This is a genomic window from Streptomyces sp. NPDC023723 (assembly GCF_040639815.1).
In the GTDB taxonomy this organism is placed as follows: Bacteria; Actinomycetota; Actinomycetes; order Streptomycetales; family Streptomycetaceae; genus Streptomyces.
Window position 1 is genome coordinate 129,380 of record NZ_JBFAAP010000004.1, and the last position, 19,271, is coordinate 148,650.

18 protein-coding genes and 1 tRNA gene are annotated in these 19,271 nt (G+C 73.7%); 11 read left to right on the plus strand and 8 right to left on the minus strand.

The window, feature by feature from the left end; translation table 11 throughout:
- Positions 1-315 precede the first annotated feature (315 nt).
- The 5 genes from AB0G32_RS07275 (at position 316) to AB0G32_RS07295 (ending at position 3,076) form a co-directional block, all read left to right on the plus strand.
- Positions 316-1,425 carry a hypothetical protein gene (locus AB0G32_RS07275; protein WP_361159412.1) on the plus strand — a complete coding sequence of 370 codons (1,110 nt, stop codon included), beginning with the start codon at positions 316-318 and terminating at the stop codon, positions 1,423-1,425.
- A gap of 51 nt (positions 1,426-1,476) precedes the next feature.
- Positions 1,477-1,821 (plus strand): hypothetical protein, encoded by a 345-nt coding sequence (locus tag AB0G32_RS07280; RefSeq protein ID WP_361159413.1) that lies wholly within the window; start codon positions 1,477-1,479, stop codon positions 1,819-1,821.
- A 129-nt stretch (positions 1,822-1,950) separates the two neighbouring features.
- Positions 1,951-2,298: a hypothetical protein gene (locus tag AB0G32_RS07285; RefSeq protein WP_361159416.1), complete on the plus strand. Its 348-nt coding sequence runs from the start codon at positions 1,951-1,953 to the stop codon at positions 2,296-2,298.
- Between the two features lie 126 nt (positions 2,299-2,424).
- Positions 2,425-3,012 (plus strand): bifunctional DNA primase/polymerase, encoded by a 588-nt coding sequence (locus AB0G32_RS07290; RefSeq protein WP_361159418.1) that lies wholly within the window; start codon positions 2,425-2,427, stop codon positions 3,010-3,012.
- Positions 3,003-3,076: transfer RNA gene (locus tag AB0G32_RS07295), tRNA-Lys, on the plus strand. Before AB0G32_RS07290 ends, AB0G32_RS07295 begins: the two co-directional genes overlap by 10 nt.
- A gap of 56 nt (positions 3,077-3,132) precedes the next feature.
- On the opposite strand, the gene AB0G32_RS07300 is transcribed toward AB0G32_RS07295, so the two are convergent.
- The gene (locus tag AB0G32_RS07300) at positions 3,133-4,509 is read right to left on the minus strand and encodes a M6 family metalloprotease domain-containing protein (RefSeq protein ID WP_361159419.1); all 1,377 of its coding nucleotides are present in this window, start codon (positions 4,507-4,509) and stop codon (positions 3,133-3,135) included.
- A 275-nt stretch (positions 4,510-4,784) separates the two neighbouring features.
- Here AB0G32_RS07300 and AB0G32_RS07305 point away from each other — a divergent pair, with 275 nt between their 5' ends.
- On the plus strand, positions 4,785-6,650 hold the full coding sequence (locus AB0G32_RS07305) for a bifunctional diguanylate cyclase/phosphodiesterase (protein ID WP_361159422.1): 1,866 nt from the start codon (positions 4,785-4,787) through the stop codon (positions 6,648-6,650).
- Here AB0G32_RS07305 and AB0G32_RS07310 read toward each other — a convergent pair.
- From AB0G32_RS07310 to AB0G32_RS07320, 3 genes are all read right to left on the minus strand, one after another.
- Positions 6,626-7,732, minus strand: a complete 1,107-nt coding sequence (locus tag AB0G32_RS07310; RefSeq protein WP_361159424.1) for an LLM class flavin-dependent oxidoreductase — start codon at positions 7,730-7,732, stop codon at positions 6,626-6,628. The two genes, AB0G32_RS07305 and AB0G32_RS07310, sit on opposite strands and share 25 nt — an antisense overlap.
- A 61-nt stretch (positions 7,733-7,793) precedes the next feature.
- Positions 7,794-8,150, minus strand: coding sequence for a DUF397 domain-containing protein (locus tag AB0G32_RS07315; RefSeq protein WP_361159427.1), 357 nt, complete (start codon positions 8,148-8,150; stop codon positions 7,794-7,796).
- 77 nt (positions 8,151-8,227) lie between these two features.
- A complete protein-coding gene (locus AB0G32_RS07320; RefSeq protein WP_361159430.1) occupies positions 8,228-9,031 on the minus strand; it encodes a hypothetical protein in 804 nt (267 codons plus the stop codon).
- A gap of 219 nt (positions 9,032-9,250) precedes the next feature.
- On the opposite strand from AB0G32_RS07320, the gene AB0G32_RS07325 reads away from it, so the two are divergent.
- Both AB0G32_RS07325 and AB0G32_RS07330 read left to right on the plus strand, forming a co-directional pair.
- Entirely contained in the window at positions 9,251-11,026 is a 1,776-nt protein-coding gene (locus AB0G32_RS07325; protein WP_361159431.1) for a PP2C family protein-serine/threonine phosphatase, read from the plus strand.
- The gene (locus AB0G32_RS07330) at positions 11,023-11,487 is read left to right on the plus strand and encodes a response regulator (RefSeq protein WP_361159434.1); all 465 of its coding nucleotides are present in this window, start codon (positions 11,023-11,025) and stop codon (positions 11,485-11,487) included. The genes AB0G32_RS07325 and AB0G32_RS07330 overlap by 4 nt, the downstream gene beginning before the upstream one ends.
- Here the strand turns inward: AB0G32_RS07330 and AB0G32_RS07335 are convergent.
- From AB0G32_RS07335 to AB0G32_RS07345, 3 genes are all read right to left on the minus strand, one after another.
- Positions 11,480-13,798, minus strand: coding sequence for an ATP-binding protein (locus tag AB0G32_RS07335; RefSeq protein WP_361159436.1), 2,319 nt, complete (start codon positions 13,796-13,798; stop codon positions 11,480-11,482). The genes AB0G32_RS07330 and AB0G32_RS07335 overlap by 8 nt on opposite strands.
- A gap of 289 nt (positions 13,799-14,087) precedes the next feature.
- Positions 14,088-14,819: an aspartate/glutamate racemase family protein gene (locus tag AB0G32_RS07340; RefSeq protein ID WP_361159439.1), complete on the minus strand. Its 732-nt coding sequence runs from the start codon at positions 14,817-14,819 to the stop codon at positions 14,088-14,090.
- The gene (locus tag AB0G32_RS07345) at positions 14,816-15,601 is read right to left on the minus strand and encodes a decarboxylase (RefSeq protein ID WP_361159442.1); all 786 of its coding nucleotides are present in this window, start codon (positions 15,599-15,601) and stop codon (positions 14,816-14,818) included. The genes AB0G32_RS07340 and AB0G32_RS07345 overlap by 4 nt, the downstream gene beginning before the upstream one ends.
- Positions 15,602-15,795: 194 nt before the next feature.
- On the opposite strand from AB0G32_RS07345, the gene AB0G32_RS07350 reads away from it, so the two are divergent.
- Genes AB0G32_RS07350 through AB0G32_RS07360 form a run of 3 tightly spaced genes read left to right on the plus strand, consistent with a single transcriptional unit; the run spans position 15,796 to position 18,665 of the window.
- Positions 15,796-16,752 (plus strand): D-2-hydroxyacid dehydrogenase, encoded by a 957-nt coding sequence (locus AB0G32_RS07350; RefSeq protein WP_361159445.1) that lies wholly within the window; start codon positions 15,796-15,798, stop codon positions 16,750-16,752.
- 16 nt (positions 16,753-16,768) lie between these two features.
- Positions 16,769-18,157, plus strand: a complete 1,389-nt coding sequence (locus tag AB0G32_RS07355; RefSeq protein ID WP_361159447.1) for an amidase — start codon at positions 16,769-16,771, stop codon at positions 18,155-18,157.
- Between the two features lie 16 nt (positions 18,158-18,173).
- Positions 18,174-18,665, plus strand: coding sequence for a hypothetical protein (locus AB0G32_RS07360; protein WP_361159450.1), 492 nt, complete (start codon positions 18,174-18,176; stop codon positions 18,663-18,665).
- Here the strand turns inward: AB0G32_RS07360 and AB0G32_RS07365 are convergent.
- Positions 18,643-19,140 (minus strand): DUF3830 family protein, encoded by a 498-nt coding sequence (locus AB0G32_RS07365; protein WP_361159452.1) that lies wholly within the window; start codon positions 19,138-19,140, stop codon positions 18,643-18,645. The genes AB0G32_RS07360 and AB0G32_RS07365 overlap by 23 nt on opposite strands.
- Between the last annotated feature and the right edge of the window lie 131 nt (positions 19,141-19,271).

Sequence of the window (19,271 nt, forward strand, 5' to 3'; positions counted from 1 at the left end):
ATCGGGGCGTGGGACAGCGGAGCGCCAGCGTCCTTGCTGGCTGAACTTCCCCAGCGTAGGGCACTACAGCACTACAGTGCGGGTCCGCATCCACAATCTTTGGCTTCTGCCCGCTTCTGACGCCCCGTGAGAGCCGTCGGCGCTGTGACTCACGCAACTATCACGCTTCGCGCATGTCGACTCGTAGACGTAGCCACTCATGCCAAGCTCCACGCACTACAACTCCTCAAGCACTACCGTGAACTACAGCACGACACGAACTCGTGCGCCCCGCGTACGCCAGGGCGTACGCACTTCATCCACCCGGAGGCGAACGTGAACCTTCCTTTTGACGGCGACGGACGCAAGGGCCCCCTCGGCGCGGACTACATAACGGGCCGCACCGCCGAAACCGCCCTGCGCCTGCTCGACACCCTCGGCCGCGAAGCCGGCCACGGCCTCGACATGACCGAACGGCTGCCGGCCGTCGTGGAACTCGACAAGGTCATCGCGCTGCGTCAGGAGTGGTCCGGGTCGCCGCGCCACCGGCCGCCCGCAGACGTGCCGCGCCCGGAACAGCACTGGCAGGCGTGGGCCGAGCAGGCCATGCGGCGCATCGTGCGGGCGGTCGAGGACGCCCTGCGGGAGGCCGGCGAGGCCGGTGGGCAGCCCATCGCCGTCCTGGGAGCCGACGGCGGCCTCGACGAACGCACCACCGCCTTCCGGGACCACGTCCACGCCCGCCGCCCGGTGGTGTCCGTCTCGGCCAGCGGTTCGATACGCCGCTGGCTGACCACCCGGGACCCCACCTCGGTCTCCCTGTCCGTGCTCACGTACATACCGGGCCGCCCCCTGTACGCCGCCGTCGTCACCCCCACGGCCGCGCTGCTGTCGGACTGCTCCGGCTCCTGGCACCTGACCCTCGGCACCGGCTGGCAGGCCATGACCGGCGAGCCGTCGTACCCCGACCCGGACCCGCAGTACATCGTCCTCCCGCGCACCCTGGAACACCTCTCCGCCCGGCTGCGCCGGTTCTACCGGGAACCCCTCTTCCCCTACGACACCAGTTCCGCCATCGCCCAGGCCGTGCTCAGCGGCGCCGTCCCCGTCGCCGTCCACTTCACCGGCCCGGTGCTGGACGCCGCCATCCTCCCCGTAGCCATCGGCTACGGCCTGATCGTCAGCCTGCCGGACAGCGGTGAACTGCTGGAGAAGCCGTGGGAGGCCAGCAAGCACCTGTACAAGGCGGTCACCGGGGAGATCTCCTTCGGCGCCGATCTCGTGATCGCCCGCGACCTCTGGGCCGCCCGCCGCATCAGCAGCGTCCTGCGCCGGGAGACCGCCCGGCTGGCGCAGGCCGACCCCATCGACCTCATCGCCACCGCCGAAACGGATCTCGACGCCACCCTCTTCGGCTTCTCGCCGGACCGGGACGACGAGGTCTGACCCCCGCGCCACCACATCCCCTTCGACCACCACCCGCCTAAGGACAGCGCAGTGAGCCAGAACGTCAGCCTTCTCCCGGAGACACAAGGCGGCGCGCCCCAGCCCGGCACCGCCGGATGGCGCTTCAGCGTGATCCCGCCCAAGGCGGTGCGGGCCCGCTGGTACCGCAGGGCCACCGGCCTCCGCCGCCCCGCGGGCACCCTCGCCCTCCCCGCGATCGCCACCACCGCCGCCCTGTACTTCACCCGTACCCTGCACGACAGCGACACCGCCATGGCTTTCGGCCTCACCACGCTCACCGTCGCCTACGACGCGGTGATCGCCCTGTGCCGCACCTGGCGGGAGACCGCACAGCACCGGCACCACCACACCGGTCCGAAACGGCGCGCCGCCTGACCCCGGCACCCGCGCAGCCGGGCCACCGCCCGGGCCCGAGGCCCCCTTGCGGCGGCGCGGGACAATGGACGGTGGCCCGGTGCACGAACGTGGACGGCCGGGTCATCGTGACGTACCAGGAGGAGAGACATGGCGGAGCCCACGCCGCGTCATCACGAACCGCGGCTACGCCCCGCGCCCCTGCTCTTCGAGCCCGCGGCGGCGGCCGCCGACCCGGAGCACTTCTTCGATCTGGAGTCGATCGACGATCCGCGGGCCCTGCTGGAGCGGGCCACGGAGCTGACGCACGCGTTCCGCGCGGCGGCGGACCGCGCGGTGGAGTTCCAGGCGATGGCGGCGGCGCAGCTCGCCGACCCGCGGCGGTTCGACCGGCTGACCACCGCGGACATCGCGGACCGGGCCGAGTGGACCGAGGACTATGCCAAGAAGATGGTGGAGTTCGGCCGGGAGCTGATGCGCCGGGAGGAGCCCGCCTGAGCGCGGCACCCGAGCGGACCGGCATATGCCACGGGGGTGGGCAAGATACCTTCCCGGCCCGGCGTCTGTCCCGGATTCCGGCAACTCAGCGAGACGGCCCGCTCACCGCCGGTAGACATGAATCCCATGAGCAGCACTCCGCACGCTTCCCGCGTCACCTCGGCCGGCGCCGCCTGGCTGGCCTCCGCCGGAACGTATCCGCGCAGCACGCTCGCCCTCTGGGAGCAGCGGCCCGACGCCCCGGTGGTCCTGCCGTGCGGCTCGGTGTTCGACGTCGTGAGCGCCCCGGCGATGTTCGGACGCCGGATGCTGGACCGGATGTGGGCCGAGGGCCCCGGCTCCGGACCGGTGGCGGAGTACCGCGGCCGGATACTGCTGTTCGCCGCGCCCGGCACGGCCCAGCGGCTGCCCTCACTGCTGGAGTGGGAGGAGTGGGGAACCCGCGGCCGGTCCGAGGGGGACGGCCGCACCGGCGCCGTGCCGCCGCTGCTCTGCCACGGCACCGGGGACGCGGTGACCGTGCCGGCCCCGGCCGGGCCCGACCGGGCGGCGGCCCGCTGGCTGGTCGCCCCGGACACCCGCCGGCCCTGGCTGCCCGGCCCGGAGATCCTGCTGTGGGCGGCGGTGCGGGCGGCCCGCGCGGCCGTGCGGATATCGATTTTTCCTCCCGCCGACCTGGATGCTAATGTCTACGACGTCAGCAGGCGCCGCTAGCTCAGTTGGTTAGAGCAGCTGACTCTTAATCAGCGGGTCCGGGGTTCGAGTCCCTGGCGGCGCACCGACAGTGAAGGCCCCTCGCGCGAGCGGGGGGCCTTTCGCGTGGCGCCGTCCGGCTCAGCCGGGCGTGATCTTCACCGTCCAGGCCCCCGACACCGTGCGCCCCTCCACCTCCACCCGGACGCCCTCCCCCGGCACCGTGAAGCTCTCGCCGAGCGCGACCGGCGCGTCCGCCAGCGGCGGGTAGACCGAATCCTCCCAGCACGCCTCGGTGCGCGGGTGCGCGTCGATCACCTCGACCGGCCCGCCGCCGGACTCCGTCCCGCCGCGCACCCGGTACACCAGCACCCCCGCCCGGCAGGCGGCGACGTCGTTGCCGACCGGTCCGCGCGCCTCGAAGGCGAGCACCTCGTCGGCGCCGGTGCGGACCACCGCCAGCTTGGTGCCCCGGCCCAGCCCGAAGGCCGGCGCCCCCGCCGCGCCGGTCACCGGCACCCCCGGCCCGGCGCCGAGCGGCTCCAGGGTCAGCCGGACCGGACCGACCCCCTGCACACAGGCCACCTGCCGGGGCTCCAGCCAGCCCAGCTTCCACTTGTGCCAGCCGAACAGGTCCGGTGCCAACGCGAACTGACTGCCCATCAGGTCCCAGTCGCCGACATGGGTGTCCCAGTCGCCCCGGCCGTCGACGGGCCGGTGATAGAGGTCGGGCAGGTCGAAGACATGACCGGTCTCGTGGGCCAGGACCAGACGGTCGGGCGGATGGTTCTCGAACACCGTGACGACCCGGTGGATGTCGGTGCCGTCGGCCCGCAGCGGGGTGTTCAGGTTGACGACCTTGGTGGCGTCGGAGTCCACGCCGGGCGCGTGCGGGTCGGCGACGAAGTAGACGACGTCGTAGCGGGAGAAGTCGACCTCGGTGTCGGCGGCGGCCAGCGCGTCGCGCAGATAGGCGGCGCGGTGCTCGGCGCTCCAGTCGCGCTGTATGGCGTACGCGGTCGACGGGCGCGGCATCCGGACCCAGTGCCGCAGCGGGTGCGGGCGCAGCGTGAACTTGCCGTAGGAGGCGCGCCGGAAGAAGCGGGTGGTGGCCGGGAAGTGGTCGGCGGCCAGTTCCCGGGGCGCGGCCAGGGGGCGGGAGTCGGGGAAGGACAGGAACACCATCACCGCGTCCAGCGCGCGCGCCGGGCGGGGGTAGGCGGCGTTCCAGGTATGCACGCCCTCGGAGTGGTGCGCCGCGGTGCGCCGCAGGGCGCACGGCTGGGGCGAGAAGGGTTCGGCGACCGAGGGAGCGCTGATCAGGGAGGTCGCGGCCAGTGCCGTCATGGTGGTGGCGACCGCCGCGGACTTGCGCAGTCCCGGCCGGGCTCCGCCGCCCGGCCGGCCGCCCGCGCCGAGGCCCTTGAGGGCCTCACGGGGAAGTCGCCTCAGGGGGAGCTGGCGCGGCACATGGACCTCCGGGTGCGGTTCGCGGAACACCGCACCCAGCTTGTGCATATTTGTCGTACTGCGCCCTGTTCGCCTGAGCCGGACGGGTGAGCCGGCCGCGGATTGCCGAAAGTGCCCCCTTCACCCCACTCACGCAACGTCACAACTGGTCGGGGGTGTTTAGAACCCGGCCAGGTACGAGCAGAAACGATCTGTCAGCAGGATCCACGGGAGCTGGTGACCGCTGTGCGGCTGGAAGGGCCGGGAGCCACCCTCTATGATCGGCACACTTTCCTGCGCGGACAGAGACACGGACAGAGATCGAGGCACTGCGGGAGCTAGCGGTGAGCGGAACGTCCGAAGGGCCGGCGCCCGCGGCAGACCTCGACAGGTCGGCCGTCACAGAGAGTGACACTGACATGGCGCCCAGTGCTGTACGTCCATGCCGTACGGAACCCCCGGCCTACCGCTCGGCGTTCACGGCGGCGCCGCTGGCGATGGCCGTCGTCGACGCCGAGGGGACGGTGGTCAGCGCCAACGACACCCTGGGCGCGCTGTTCGGCACCCCGCCCCAGGCGCTGACCGGGCGCGCGGCGGCGGAGCTGGTGGATCTGGCCGCCGACACCCGGGCCTGGCGGGCCTACCGCGAGGTGCTGTGCGGCAGCCGGGCCCGGCTGCGCTGCACCCGGCGGCTGAAGCGGCCGGACGGCGAGTTCCTGTGGGCGCAGGTCACGGTGGAGCCGCTGGCCGGGGCGGCGTCCGGGCTGCTGCTGTCGGTCGCCGACATCAGTGCCCGGCACGAACTCCAGGCCCGGCTGCGGCACTTGCAGATGCACGACCCGGTGACCCGGCTGCCCAACCGGGCGCTGTTCTTCGAGCGGCTGACCGCCGCCCTGGAGCCGGAGTCCTACGCGGGCGGCACCGGGCGGATCGGGCTGTGCTACCTCGACCTGGACGGTTTCAAGGCGGTCAACGACACCCTCGGCCACCGCGCCGGGGACCGGCTGCTGGCGGCCGTCGGCGAGCGGCTGACGCGCTGCGCCGAGGAGGTCGCGCCGCCGCGCGCCGGGGCGGGTACGCCGCTGGTGGCCCGGCTCGGCGGGGACGAGTTCGCGCTGCTGGTGGAGGGGTCGACCGGCACCGACCAGCTCGCCGACCTGGCCGAGTCGGCGCTGGCCGCGCTGCGCGAACCGGTCGATCTGGCCGGCCGTCATCTGTCGGTCACCGCGTCGGTCGGCGTCGTCGAGCGGCACGCCGCCGGCACCACTCCCACCGCCCTGATGCAGGCCGCCGACACCACGCTGTACTGGGCCAAGGCCGACGGCAAGGCCCGCTGGACGCTCTTCGACCCGGAGCGCAACGCGCACCGGATGACCCGGCAGGCGCTGGCCGCGACACTCCGTCCGGCGATCGAACGCGGCGAGTTCGCGCTCGAGTACCAGCCGCTGGTCGGCATGGAGGACGGGCGGCTGCGCGGCGTCGAGGCGCTCATCCGCTGGAAACATCCTCAGTTCGGCGTACTGGCGCCGAATCGGTTCATCGCACTGGCGGAGGAGGACGGCTCGATCGTTCCACTGGGCCGCTGGGTGCTGCGCACGGCGTGCGAGCAGGCGCGGCGCTGGCAGCTGGACCGTCCCGGCGAGCCGCCGATCTTCGTCAGTGTCAATGTCGCGGTGCGCCAGGTGTGGGACTCCGACCTGGTGGCGGACGTGGCGCGGACGCTGGCGGAGACCGGGCTGGCGCCGGAGCTGCTGCAACTGGAGCTGACCGAGTCCGCGGTGATGGGGTCGGCGGGGCGGCCGTTGCAGGCGCTGAAGGCGCTCAGCGACATGGGGGTGCACATCGCGATCGACGACTTCGGCACCGGCTATTCGAACCTGGCGTACCTGAGCCGGCTGCCGGTCTCCGTGCTGAAGCTGGACGGCTCCTTCGTCCGCGGCTTCCAGTACGACGCGCGCGGCGCCGAACGGGACGGGGAGACCGAACAGGACGGTACGAGTCCGGCGGACGAGGTCATCGTCGAGGCGATGGTGCAGCTCGCGCACCGGCTGGGGCTGACCGTCACGGCGGAGTGCGTGGAGACGTCGGACCAGGCCACCCGGCTGCGGCGGATCGGCTGCGACACGGGACAGGGCTGGCTGTACTCCCGTCCCGTGCCGCCGGACCGCATCTCCGAGCTGTTGGTTCAGCCGGTCGCGGGCAAGCCGTAGGCGTCGGCGATCAGTTCGTAGCTGCGCAGGCGTATGTCGCCGCCGTGTGCGTTGGCGGTGATCATCAGTTCGTCGGCGCCGGTGCGCTTCTGGAGGTCGTCGAGGCCGGCCCGGACGGCGTCCGGGGTGCCGTGGATGACGTTGCTGTTCCAGGACGCGACGAACTCCTGCTCCAGCGGGCTGAAGTCGTACGCCTCCGCCTCGGCCGGGGTGGGGACCAGGCCAGGGTTGCCGGTGCGCAGCCGCACCATGTTGAGGGCCGCGGCGAGCACCTGGCGGCGGGCCTCCCGCTCGTCGTCGGTGGCGAGGGCGGAGACGCCGATCAGGGCGTAGGGCTCGGCGAGGAGCTCGGACGGGCGGAAGTTCTCCCGGTACAGGTCCAGCGCGGGGATGGTGTTCTGCGCGGAGAAGTGGTGGGCGAAGGCGAACGGCAGGCCGAGGGTGGCGGCCAGCCGGGCGCTGAAGCCGGAGGAGCCGAGCAGCCAGACCGGGGGGCGGTGCGGGGACTGCACGCCGCCCGGGGAGGTCGCCTGGACCGGGCCGGGGACGGCGTGGATACGGCTGTAGGGGTGCCCGTCGGGGAAGTCGTCGTCGAGGAACCGGGTCAGCTCGATGAGCTGCTGGGGGAAGTCGTCGGCGCCCTCGTGCAGCCGGTCGCTGCGGCGCAGGGCGGCGGCGGTGGCGCCGTCGGTGCCGGGGGCCCGGCCGAGGCCGAGGTCGACCCGGTGCGGGGCCAGGGCTTCCAGGGTGCCGAACTGTTCGGCGATGACGAGCGGGGCGTGGTTGGGGAGCATGACGCCGCCGGAGCCGAGGCGGATGCGGTCGGTGTGGGCGGCGAGGTGGGCGAGGATCACGGCGGGCGAGGAGGAGGCCACGCCCGGCATGGAGTGGTGCTCGGCGACCCAGTAGCGGTGGTAGCCGCGGGTCTCCGCGAGGCGGGCGATGTCCACGCTGGTGCGCAGGGCGTCGGTGGCGGTACGGCCGGCGCCGACGGTGACCAGGTCCAGGACGGAGAGGGGGACGGGGGCGGTGCCGTGCGTGGTGCCCCGGATTTCCTCTGCGGCGTCTGCGGACTTGGACATGTGCGGCCTCCTGCGGTTCCGGGTTCCGTTCGCCCGGTTTCCAACGGGAGGGGCCGGCCGGCTATTCCCGGGGGCGAAAGGCCGCCAGGAAGGCGGCGAACACGGGTGCGCGGAAGGTGAGGGTGCCGTGGGCCGGCACCTTCGAGTCGCGGACGGCCACGTGCGGCGTGCGGTACGCCACTTCCACGCAGGCGTCGCCCTGCCCGCCACCGGAGAAGGACGACTTCTGCCAGACACCGGGGGTGATCATGCCCTCACAGCTCCTTCGCCAGCCCGTGGATGAAATCCACTCGCGGAACAGAAAGACATGCGCTGCATCACCGGCGATCACTTCAAGCGGTTCGCCCTGGCTCTCGGAACCGACCCCGCGCAGGTACTCGGCGTCGTCCGTGAGACGGTCACCGCGTTGCATGCGCATGGACCGGCTTCCTCTCCTGCGCGGATTCTGACGCCGCCGGAAAGCACCGGTACCGAGTGGTACCGGTGCTTTCCGCGTCAGCCCAGCTTGGCCGCCTGCGCCTCGATCACCGCCGTCGGCTGCTCGTAGGCGTCGCCCCGGCTGGCGGCCGCTATGTTGAAGGACGAGAAGCCCGCGAGGGTCGTGCCCTGGCGGAAGACGGTGACCTTGGTCTCGACCGGCTCGCCGTCCACCTTCTCCTTCACCGTCCAGGCGACCGCGTCCTCGCCGGCGCCGCTCTTCTCCACCGCGACCCCGGTCACCTGCGACGTGTCGCCGCCGTCCGTCAGGGCGAAGCCGCCCGCGCACTTCTCGCCGGCCGTGCGGATCGCGTCGAGGGCCCGCTCGGCGCCGTCCGCGTCGTAGGACCACAGGGAGGTCATCGTCTTGGTGATGTCGAGGGAGTCGATCGTCGCCTCCTCGGCCTCCTTCTCCGACATCTTCGCCAGCTCCTCCATCGACGGCATGCCCTTCTTGGCCGTCTCGGACTCCAGCACCACCAGCCGCTGGGTGCTCGCCGCGGGCTCGTTCACCGGCAGCGCCCGCAGCACCGCGGCGACGGGCTGGCACTGGGCGTCGCCGGCCTTGACCGTGCCCGGGTCGGCCACGTCGTCCTTGCCCGGCTTCTCCGCCGTCTCGCCCTTCAGGTCGGCGGCGGTGAGCGCGAGCTCGTCCAGCTCGGCGGCGGTCAGCGCCTTGGCGGCCGGCGACGCGGACGCGGACGCGGCGCTCTTCGCCTCGTCGTCCCCGTCCTCGCTCCCGCCTCCGCAGGCGGTGACGAGAAGGCCGAGGGCGACCGCGGACGCGGACAGGACGGAACGGCGGACGGCGGTGGCTCGCATGGTGCACTCCCTGATCAAACGCCCCGCGCACAGGTTCGGCACAGGGTTCACGCGAGCAAGACCGTCATGGACCGTTCAAGGTTGTACGGTCTCGCGGACCACTCACCGCGGTCGTGGCCGGTCCCGGTCCGGCAGTACCGTGGGAGGAGCTGTCCGGCCAGTGGCGGCCCGGGCCCCGAGCCGGGGGCACAACGGCGACGACGGACAGGCGGTGGGCCCTTGAGCGGGGAGCGCGAGCGGACGGAACCGGACGGCAGGCAGTGGCCGGCGCGGCTGCACGCACTGTGGCAGGCGTCCCAGCAGGTGGCCGACGTCACCGAGATGGCCCGGCACATCTACGCGCTGATGCTCACCGAACCCGGCGTCCTGGCCGTGACGGGGACGCGCTGGTGCGGCGACGAGCTGCGCTACCTGCGGCGGGCCACCGCCGAGGAGCCGCTCAGCACGAGCAGTGGACCGCTGCCGGGCAGGGGCGCCGTCCGCCTGCGGCCGGTACCGGACGCCGCCGCCCCTCCGGTCGTACGCCTGCACGATCTGTCGGCCGGTCCCGGCGTGCTGGTACCGGAGGAGAGCGTGCTCACGGCGGCGGGGGCGCGCTGGGCGCTGGAGGCCCGGTTCGGGTTCGGCGGGGACGACTGGGCGGCCATCTGCGTCGGCCTGCGGTCGCGGCCGGAGCTGGACGGCGACCTCGTGCCGCGGCTGGTCCAGCTGACCGAGGTCCTGATCGCCAGTCACCGCCGGATCATGGAGCAGCGCGAGCACGAGCGCCGGCAGACCGAGGACGCCCTGCTCGCCGAGGCCTCGCTCCAGATGGACTCCAGCCTGGACGTGCAGGAGACCCTCGGGCGGGTCGCCCGGCTGGCGGTGCCCGCGGTGGCCGAGGGGTGCGTGGTCCATCTGTTCCGCAGCAGCGGACGGCTGGCCCCGGTGGCGTCCGCGCACGTGGCCGCCACCGCGCAGCCCTGGCTGGACGGCCTGGCCCGGGACGACCGGTGGCTCGCGGCACTGCTGAGCCGCGCCGTCGACCGGGACGAGAACGTCCTGCTCAGCGGCGCCGGGCTGGACGGCGGGCCGTTCGGCCCCGACGCCCGGGGGCCCGGCTCGGCCGTCCGCGCGGTGACGGTGAACGCGCTGCGCGCCCGCGGCAAGGCGATCGGCACCCTCACCTTCACCTACCAGCGTGCCGTCGAGGACGTGGCCAGCCCCCGCCTGCTGCGCGACCTGGCGCTGCGCGCCGCCCTGGCCATCGACACCACGACCGCCTACGAGCAGCGCCGCCGCCACGTCGAACTGCTCCAGAACCAGCTGCTGCCGCGCGCGCTGCCGGCCTGGCCGGGCGTCGAACTGCACTCCGCCTACGCGGTCGCCGACGACTCCCTGGACGTCGGCGGCGACTTCTACGACGCGGTCGTCGACCGGGACGGACGGCTGGCCCTGGTCATCGGGGACGTGTGCGGTCGCGGCGCCGAGGCCGCGGCGATGACCGGACTGGCCCGGCACACCCTGCGCACCCTGCTGGAGGACGGCACCCCGCCGGCCAACGCCCTGGACCGGCTGAACGCGGCCCTGCTCGACCAGTCGGCGAACCGGTTCGTCACCGCGCTGGTCGCCCTGCTCACGCCCAGCGGCCGGCAGGAGTGCTCGGTGGAGGTCGTCACCGCCGGTCATCCCAGGCCGCTGGTCAGACGGGCCGGCGGGCGGGTGGAGGAGATACCGGGCACCGGCGTGTTCCTTGGGGTGGTGCCCGACATCGGGTCCGAACCCACGCGGCTGAAGATGTCGCCGGGGGACACCCTGGTGATGTTCACCGACGGTCTGACCGAAGCGCGCTCGGCGGAGGGCACCATGTTCGAGGAGTTGCTGCCGGCGGCGGTGGCGGAGTGCGCCGAGCGGCCCGACCCGGCGGGCGAGCTGATCGCCCGGGCGGCGAAGTTCCGGACCACCGGCAACGACGACACCGCCGTGCTCGTCGCGCGGCTGGAGGGACAGCCGTGACGGCGCCGGACGGCGCCGGACGGATCGACCCGGGCAGCGTCCTGGTCGTGGAGGACAGTCCCGAGGACACCGAGGCGATCGAGCGCGCCCTGCGGCAGACCCATCCCGACCTGCGTACCGAGTTCGTCGCCCGGGGTGCCGGGCTGGTGGAGTCGCTGCTGGCCCGGGACGCGCTGCCGGGGCTGATCCTGCTGGATCTGAACATGCCGGGCGTCAGCGGGCACGCCCTGCTGGCCGCGATCCGGGCCCGGCCGGAGCTGCGGGAGGTCACCGTGGTGGTGTTCACCTCCTCCACCTCGCCGCACGAGGTGGAGTCCTGCTACGCGGCCGGTGCCGACAGCTACATCTACAAGCCGGTCAACTTCCACCTGTTCCGTACGGTGCTCAAGGGCGCGGTCGACTACTGGCGGCAGTCCGGGCCGCGCGGCGCGGACGGCGCGGACCGGGGCCCGGTCACCTGACCGCGGGCGGGGCGCCCAGCGTGAAGAGGAACGCGGTGCCCACGCCCGGCTCGCTCTCCAGCCACATCCGGCCGCCGTGCCGCTCCACGATGCGCTTGACCACCGCGAGGCCGACGCCCGTGCCGCCGCCGCGCTCGGCCGCCGGGTGCAGCCGACGGAACAGTCCGAACACCTCGTCCTGCTGCTCGGCGGGGATGCCGATGCCGTTGTCCCGGACCACGACGACCAGCTCCCCCGCGGCGTCGCGCCGAGCCGACACCTCCACCCAGCGCTCGACCCCGTCCCGGGCGTACTTGGCCGCGTTGACCAGCAGGTTGACCAGCACCTCGTGCAGCCGGTCGGGGTCGGCCGGCACCCGGGGCAGCTCCCCGCGGCGCAGCGTGACCCGCTCTTCCGCCAGCCGCGGGCCGGCCACCTCCACGGCCGCGTCCAGCACCGCGCCCAGGTCGGTGTCCACCACCCGCAGCCCGGCCTGGCCGAGGCGGGAGTAGTGCAGCAGCGAGTTGAGCAGCGCGTCCATGTGGTCGGCGAGCCGCCGCATGGTGCGCAGCCGGCGCAGCGTCACCGGGTCCAGGCCGGTGGCGTCCTCCAGGGCGAAGGTGGCGGCGTTGGAGATGCCGCGCAGCGGTTCCTTGAGGTCGTGCGCGGCGGCGTGCGCGAACGAGGCCAGGTCCTGGTTGGTGGTGCGCAGCTCCTCGTTGAGGTGGGTGACGGCGTCGGCGTGCCGCAGCACCAGCTCGGTCAGCAGCCGCCACAGTTCCCGGGCGGCCGCCTGGTCCCGGGCCGTCCACGGCAGGCTGCGGCCGCGCATGGTGGCCCGGAACACCGCCGAGGAGCCGCGCGGGGTGAGCCGCTCGCCGCGCGGGCCGAGCCTTATCGGGGTGGCGGGGTCGGCCGCCCACTGCCGGGGGGCCGGGCGCTCCCGCCGGGACCAGGCCAGGAAGTCGCCGCTGCGGCTGAGCGGCACCAGCAGCACGCCCGCCGGGACCGGCTCCCGGTCCCGCTCCCCGTCCGCCGCCCAGGCCAGTTCGTCCGCCGGGACCTCGGCCAGCCGGTCGGTGGCCCACACCTCGCCTGGGGTGAGCGCGGCGGCCCGCCGGCCCAGCGCCCGGGCCAGGCCCGCGGGGAAGGGGTCGCCGCCGGCCGCCGGCCGGTCGTCGCGGCACAGCAGTACGCCGTCGGCCCGCAGCAGGTCGGCGACCGACCCGGCGTGTTCGGTGAAGCGGTCCTCCAGGCCGTGTTCCAGGAGCCGGGCCACCGAGGCCGCCCGGCGCCCGGACTCGGCCAGCGCGTCCGCCCGTTCCCGTTCCTCGAGCACGGCCAGGTGCAAGGAGAAGGCGGTGCCGAACATCTCGCAGGCCGAGCGGACCTCCGGGGACAGCCGCACCGGTCCGGCGCCGTGGCAGGCCACCAGTCCCCACAGCCGGTCCTCGCGCAGCACGGACACCGACATCGAGGAGCGCACCCCGATGTTGCGCAGGTACTCCAGGTGGAAGCCGGAGACGGTGCGCAGCGCAGCCTGCGACAGGTCCAGCGGCGCCCCGGTGGCCGGCCGCACGGCGGGCCACAGCCGGACGGTGACGTCGTCGACGTCGCTGATCACCCGGGTCCAGTTCTGCCGGTACAGCCGGCGGGCCTGCGGCGGGATGTCGGTGGCCGGGAACCACAGGCCCAGCCACGGTTCCCACACGTCGGCGACCTGCTCGGCGAGCACCTCGGCGAGCACCTCGCCGGGGCCGTCGTCGCCGTCGAAGCGGTAGACCACCACCCGGTCGAAGCCGGTCAGCGCGCGCACCTCGCGGGCGGCGATGCGGCAGCAGTCCTCGACGGTCGCGGCGGCCCGCAGCCGGGCCAGGGCCCGCCGGACGCCCTGGTAGAAGGTGGAGAAGGCGGGGGCGTCGGCGGCCCGGGGCTCGAACTCCAGGACCAGCAGGCCGTCGCGCCGGTGCGCCGAGACGTCGACCGGTCCGCCGGTCGGCCAGCCGTCGCCGGCGACGACGGGGAAGGCGACGGGCACCTCCTCGTCCCCGGCCGTGCCGGACAGCGCCTCCTGGTAGTAGTCGGTGGACAGGACGCGCGAGACCGGCTCGCCCACCAGTTCCTTCGCCGGTACGCCGAAGAACGCGCCGGTGTTCTCGGCGGCGACCTCCACCCGTGCGGTGGCCGGGTCGACCGCGAGCAGGCAGCCGTAGGACTGGACACCGCCCAGCAGGTGGATGGGTTCGCGTACACACTCCGAGAGGTCGAAGCCGTCCGAGACGGCGGCCTCCGCCGCCCAGGCCCGCTCCGACAGCCACCGGTCGTCCGTCATGCCACCGCCCTCGCCTGTGCCCGGGCCGACACCCGGGACCGTCAGGCGAACCTACCGGCCGGGGGGGCGCTCACCCCCGCGTCACGCGATGTGCGCGCCCCGCACATCTGCGGTATGATCATCATGCGCTGGTCGACGGGGCAACTCCTCCACACCGGCGATGCGTTGGTCGTCTAAGGAAAGACGCCCCGCTTCCTGCGGGGAAATGCAGGTGCAAGGCCTGCCCGGCGCTCCGGACGAAAGGCCCGGTCCCGCTTCGGCGGGGCCGGGCCTTTCGGTGTTCACGCGTTCACGCCTGAACCAGTGGCTCCCGCGTGAACAGCGCGCCCAGTTCCGGCGCGTTCACCCGGCGGTCCGCCAGCCGCAGGCCCTCCCAGACGGTGACCTGGTTGGCGGTGAGGACCGGCTTGCCCAGCTCCTGCTCCAGCGAGGGGATGTACGCGGCCGTGTGCAGGGCGGTGTCCGGGAGCAGGAGGACCTCCGCGTCCGGGTGGTCGGCCGCGCGGGCCAGCGACCGGACCTCCCGCTCGCCCCAGGTGCCGACCTCGGCCGCCGTGACGACGCCCGCGCCGCGCACGCCGAGGACCTCCAGGCCGGCCGCGCGCAGGAAGTCCGCGAAGAGGAGGGCCACGTCCTCGGGGTACGTCGCGCCGATCGCGACCCGGCGCGCGCCCAGCTCCCGTACCGCGTGCGCGAAGGCGAAGGACGTGGAGGAGGCCGGCAGGCCGGCCGTCGCCGCCAGGGCGCGGACCTGCTCGTGGGCGCCGTCCCAGCCGTGCACGAAACTGCCGCTGGTGCAGGCCCACACCACGGCGTCGGCGCCCGCGTGCCGCAGTTCCTCGACGCCCGCCGCGAGCCGCGCGGAGGAGCCCATCTCCAGCAGCGCGTCCACCCGGTGCGCGTCCTCGCCGATGTCGGTGTGCACCAGGTCCACCCGGATGTCGCTGCCCAGCAGCTGCTCGATGCGTGGGTAGTCGTCCTCGCCGGAGTGGCCCGGGTACAGGAATCCCAGTGCTGTCATGTCCACCCTTCCTGCTGCTGCTCTTCTTCCGGCACGCACCGCGCCGCCGGATCGGTCAGCGCCTGGTACGGCCCCACGGCACGGGTACCCAGTCGGCGCAGCGCCGCCCACATCGTCACTTGGTTGGCCGAGATCACCGGGAGCCGCAGCTCGGCCTCCAGTTGCGGGATGACGTCGTAGGTGGGCAGGTTGGTGCAGGAGATGAACAGCGCGTCCGCCGCGCCGGGGCGCGGGACGGCCTGCCGGGCCATGGCGGCGACCTCCCGGTAGGGGACCTTCCAGATGTGCCGGGTCAGGCCCATGAAGGCGCAGCCGGTGACCGTGACGCCGCCCTCGGCGACGTACTCCTCCAGAGAGCGGGTGACCGACACGGTGTACGGCGTCACCAGCGCCACCCGGCGGGCGCGCAGCTCGGCGAGGGCCTCCAGGAGCGCGCCGGAGGTGGTGACGGACGGGGTGGCGCCGGCCCGGGTCATCGCCGCGCACATCGCGCGCTCGCCGGGGACGCCGCCGACGAAGCTGCCGGAGGCGCAGGCGTACGCGACGACGTCGGGCGAGATGGCGTTCAGGGTCCGGGTGGCTTCCTGGAGGGTCTCGTGCTCGCTGACCAGGCGGGCCAGGTCGAGGCCGACCTCGACGGGGACGAACGGGGTCCGGGTCATGTGCAGGGAGACCTCGTCCGGGACCCAGCGCCACAGTTCGCGGTCGAGTGCGAAGTCGAAGGGAGCGACGACACCGATCCCGCGCTGCGGGGCCGGACCGCCGAGAAAGGAGATGTCCATGGGCACGCACCCACCTCACACCGAAGGAGCCTCACACTGAGCGAGGAGAGGACAACGCGCCGTACGCACGGCCGTGTTGACGAAGGTAGGTTCCGGTGCGAGCGTGGTCAATCCGCCCGCGTCACCGGCAGGTCAACAGCTGGTTAATCCATCGCTCAGGCCCATCGCTCAGGCCCTTTCCATGGAGAACATCCGTGTCCCCTTCCGGCCGTCCCCGCGTCCTCGTGCTCGATGCCGACCCCCGGCCCCGGCTCGGCCGGCTGACCGGGCGGGCCGTCGTCGAGTACGTGTCCCCCGCCGCGCTCGCCGGGCGGCTGCCGTCGGCCGACGTGCTGCTGGTGTGGGACTTCTGCTCGGACGCCGTGCGCCGGGCCTGGCCGGGCCCGGGGCCGCGGCCGCGCTGGGTGCACACGGCGAGCGCGGGCGTGGACCACCTGATGGGCCCGGAGCTGGCCGCCTGCGACACGGTGGTGACCAACGCGCGCGGCATCTTCGACGAGCCGATCGCGGAGTACGTCGCCGCGCTGGTGCTGGCGCTGGCCAAGGACCTGCCGCGGACGCTGGAGCTGCAACGGGAGCGGAGCTGGCGCCACCGGGAGTCGCAGCGGGTGGCGGGCGGCCGGGCGGTGGTCGTCGGCACCGGGCCGATCGGCCGGGCGGTCGGGCGCACTCTGGGGGCGCTCGGTATCAAGACGGCGCTGGTGGGGCGAGTCGCGCGCCCCGGCGTGCACGGTCCGGAGGATCTGGACCGGCTGCTCGCCCGCGCCGACTGGGTGATCGCGGCGGCGCCGCTGACCGAGCAGACCCGGGGGATGTTCGACGAGCGGCGGTTCGGGGTGATGCAGCCGTCCGCCCGGTTCGTCAACGTCGGGCGCGGGCCGCTGGTCGACGAGGAGGCGCTGGTCCGGGCGTTGCGCGAGCGCGGTGTCGCGGGGGCCGCGCTCGATGTGTTCGCGCACGAGCCGCTGCCCGCCGACAGCCCGCTGTGGGACGTTCCCGGGCTGATCGTCTCGCCGCACATGAGCGGCGACACGGTGGGCTGGCGGGACGAACTCGGCGCCCAGTTCGTGGAGTTGTTCGAGCTGTGGGCGGCGGGCCGGCCGCTGCCGAACGTGGTCGACAAGAAGCGCGGGTACGTACCCGGACACTGACGCCCCGGGAGGGTGCATGACCGACCATGACCTCAGCACACGGACCGCGGTCCAGCTCCTCGACGGCTACCGTACGGGCGCCTTCAGCCCCGTGGACGCGGCCCGCGCGGCGCTGGCACGGGCCGCGGAGATCCAGCCGGAGGTGAACGCGTTCGTGCGGATCACCGCCGAGGAGGCGCTCGCCCGGGCCCGGGAGTCGGAGCGGCGGTGGCGGCGCGGGGAGCCGCGCGGGCGGCTGGACGGGGTGCCGGTGACGGTCAAGGACATCCTGCTGATGCGCGGGCATCCGACGCTGAAGGGGTCCCGGGCCATCGCGGAACAGGGTGCCTGGGACGAGGACGCGCCGGCCGTGGCCCGGCTGCGCGAGCACGGCGCGGTGTTCCTCGGCAAGACCACGACACCCGAGTACGGCTGGAAGGCGGTGACCGACTCGCCGCTGTCCGGCGTGACCCGCAACCCCCGCGACCCGGCCCGGACCGCGGGCGGCTCCAGCGGGGGCGCGGCGGCGGCCGTGGCGCTCGGCGCGGGGCCGCTGGCGCTGGGCACGGACGGCGGCGGCAGTGTGCGCATTCCGGCGTCGTTCTGCGGGATCTTCGGGCTGAAGCCGACCTACGGGCGGGTGCCGCTGTACCCGGCGAGCGCCTTCGGGACGCTCGCCCACGTGGGTCCGATGACCCGGGACGCGGCGGACGCGGCGCTGCTGCTGGACGTGATCGGGGTGCCGGACGCCCGGGACTGGTCGGCGCTCGGGCCGCCGGCGGTGTCGTACAGCGAGGTGCTCGGCGACGGGGTGCGGGGGCTGCGGGTGGCGTACTCCCCCACCCTCGGCGGGCAGGTGGCGGTGCGGCCGGCGGTGACGGCGGCGGTGCGCCGGGCGGTGGAGCGGCTGGCGGAGCTGGGCGCGTACGTGACGGAGGCCGACCCGGACGTCACCGACCCGGTGGACGCCTTCCACACGCTGTGGTTCAGCGGCGCGGCGCGGGTCGTGCAGCACCTCGGGCCGCGCCGCCGGGAGGTGCTCGACCCGGGGCTGCGGGAGATCTGCGGGCAGGGCGCGCGATACTCGGCGCTGGAGTATCTCGCCGCGGTGGACGCCCGGATGGAGCTGGGCCGGCGGATGGGCCGCTTCCACGAGGTGTACGACCTGCTGATCACGCCGACGCTGCCGATCACGGCGTTCGAGGCGGGCGCGGAGGTGCCGAAGGGCTCGGGGCACCGGCGCTGGACGGGCTGGACGCCGTTCACCTACCCCTTCAACCTGACCCAGCAGCCGGCCGCCACGGTCCCGGTCGGGCACGACGCCGACGGCCTGCCCATCGGCCTCCAGCTGGTGGCCGCCCGGCACCGCGACGACCTGGTACTGCGGGCGGCGCACGCGTTGTACGAGGCGGGGGCCGCCGCGTGACCGTACGGAGAGCCGGGTGAGCGCGGAGACGGTCGTCGCGGTCGCCGCCACCGTCATCGCGCTCGGGTCGCTCTGGGTCAGCTGGGCGCAGACCAGGGCGACCCGGCTGCACAGCCGGCAGTCGGTCAGACCGCTGCTGCGAATTCGCCGGATACGGCAGGACGACCTGGTCGGGCTGAAGCTCGTCAACGCCGGGCTGGGGCCGGCCGTCGTGACGCGCAGCGTGGTGTTCCTGGACGGCGTGCCGGCCGGGGAGTGGAACCGGGAGGTCAAAGCGGTCCTGTTCACTCCCGACCGGTGGCCGAGGACGTACTCCCTGCGGGCGGGCTCGGTGGTGCTCGCCGGGCAGGAGGCCTTTCTGGTGCGGCTGGACGGGCCCGGTCCCGACCGGCTCCAGGAGTTCTGGAGCCTGCTCGACCAGCGGCTCGTCATCGAGGTCGAGTACGAGTCGCTGTACGGCGGTGAGGGCTTCTCCGTGACGTCCGCTAAGCCGCCCGCCGGAAGCTGAGGGTCTCGCCCTGCGCGCCGGTGCGCCACAGGTCGTTGCAGGCTGCGGCCATCTCGTCCAGGCCCTCGGTCACCTGGCCCCAGACGGTGCCGGGGATCCAGCCGACGTCGCCGTTGAGCAGCAGGTTGTTGCGTTCGTAGAAGAGGGCCAGGTCGACCAGGGTGGTGCCGGCGTCGACCCGGCGGTCGTAGCCGTATGCCTTGGTGCCCAACTCGGCGCCGGCGAAGGCGAAATAGCACAGGTCGCCCGGGATGGGGGTGACGGTCGGGTTCTCCAGGGGTGGTTCCTTTGCCGCGAAGGGAGGGAAGAGGGCGTAGATCTCGTTTCGGGCGTATTTGGCGTGGTAGACGTCGCCGGACAGCGGGAGTGCGTCCCAGACGGCCGCGCAGGTGAGCGGGGCGCGGTCGTCGAGCAGCCGTGCGGTGCACTGGATCCCGCGCTTGACCAGCGAGACCTCGAGGTAGCGATCGGTCATGCCGTCCATGGCAGTGCCCCCGGCCGCGCGGGTCAAGAGGGCCCGCCCGCGCGAAGGGGCCGGAAAAGACCGGCATAACTTCCCGGGAGTCGGGAAGGCGCGCGCCCATGGCTCCACCACACAGAACCCCG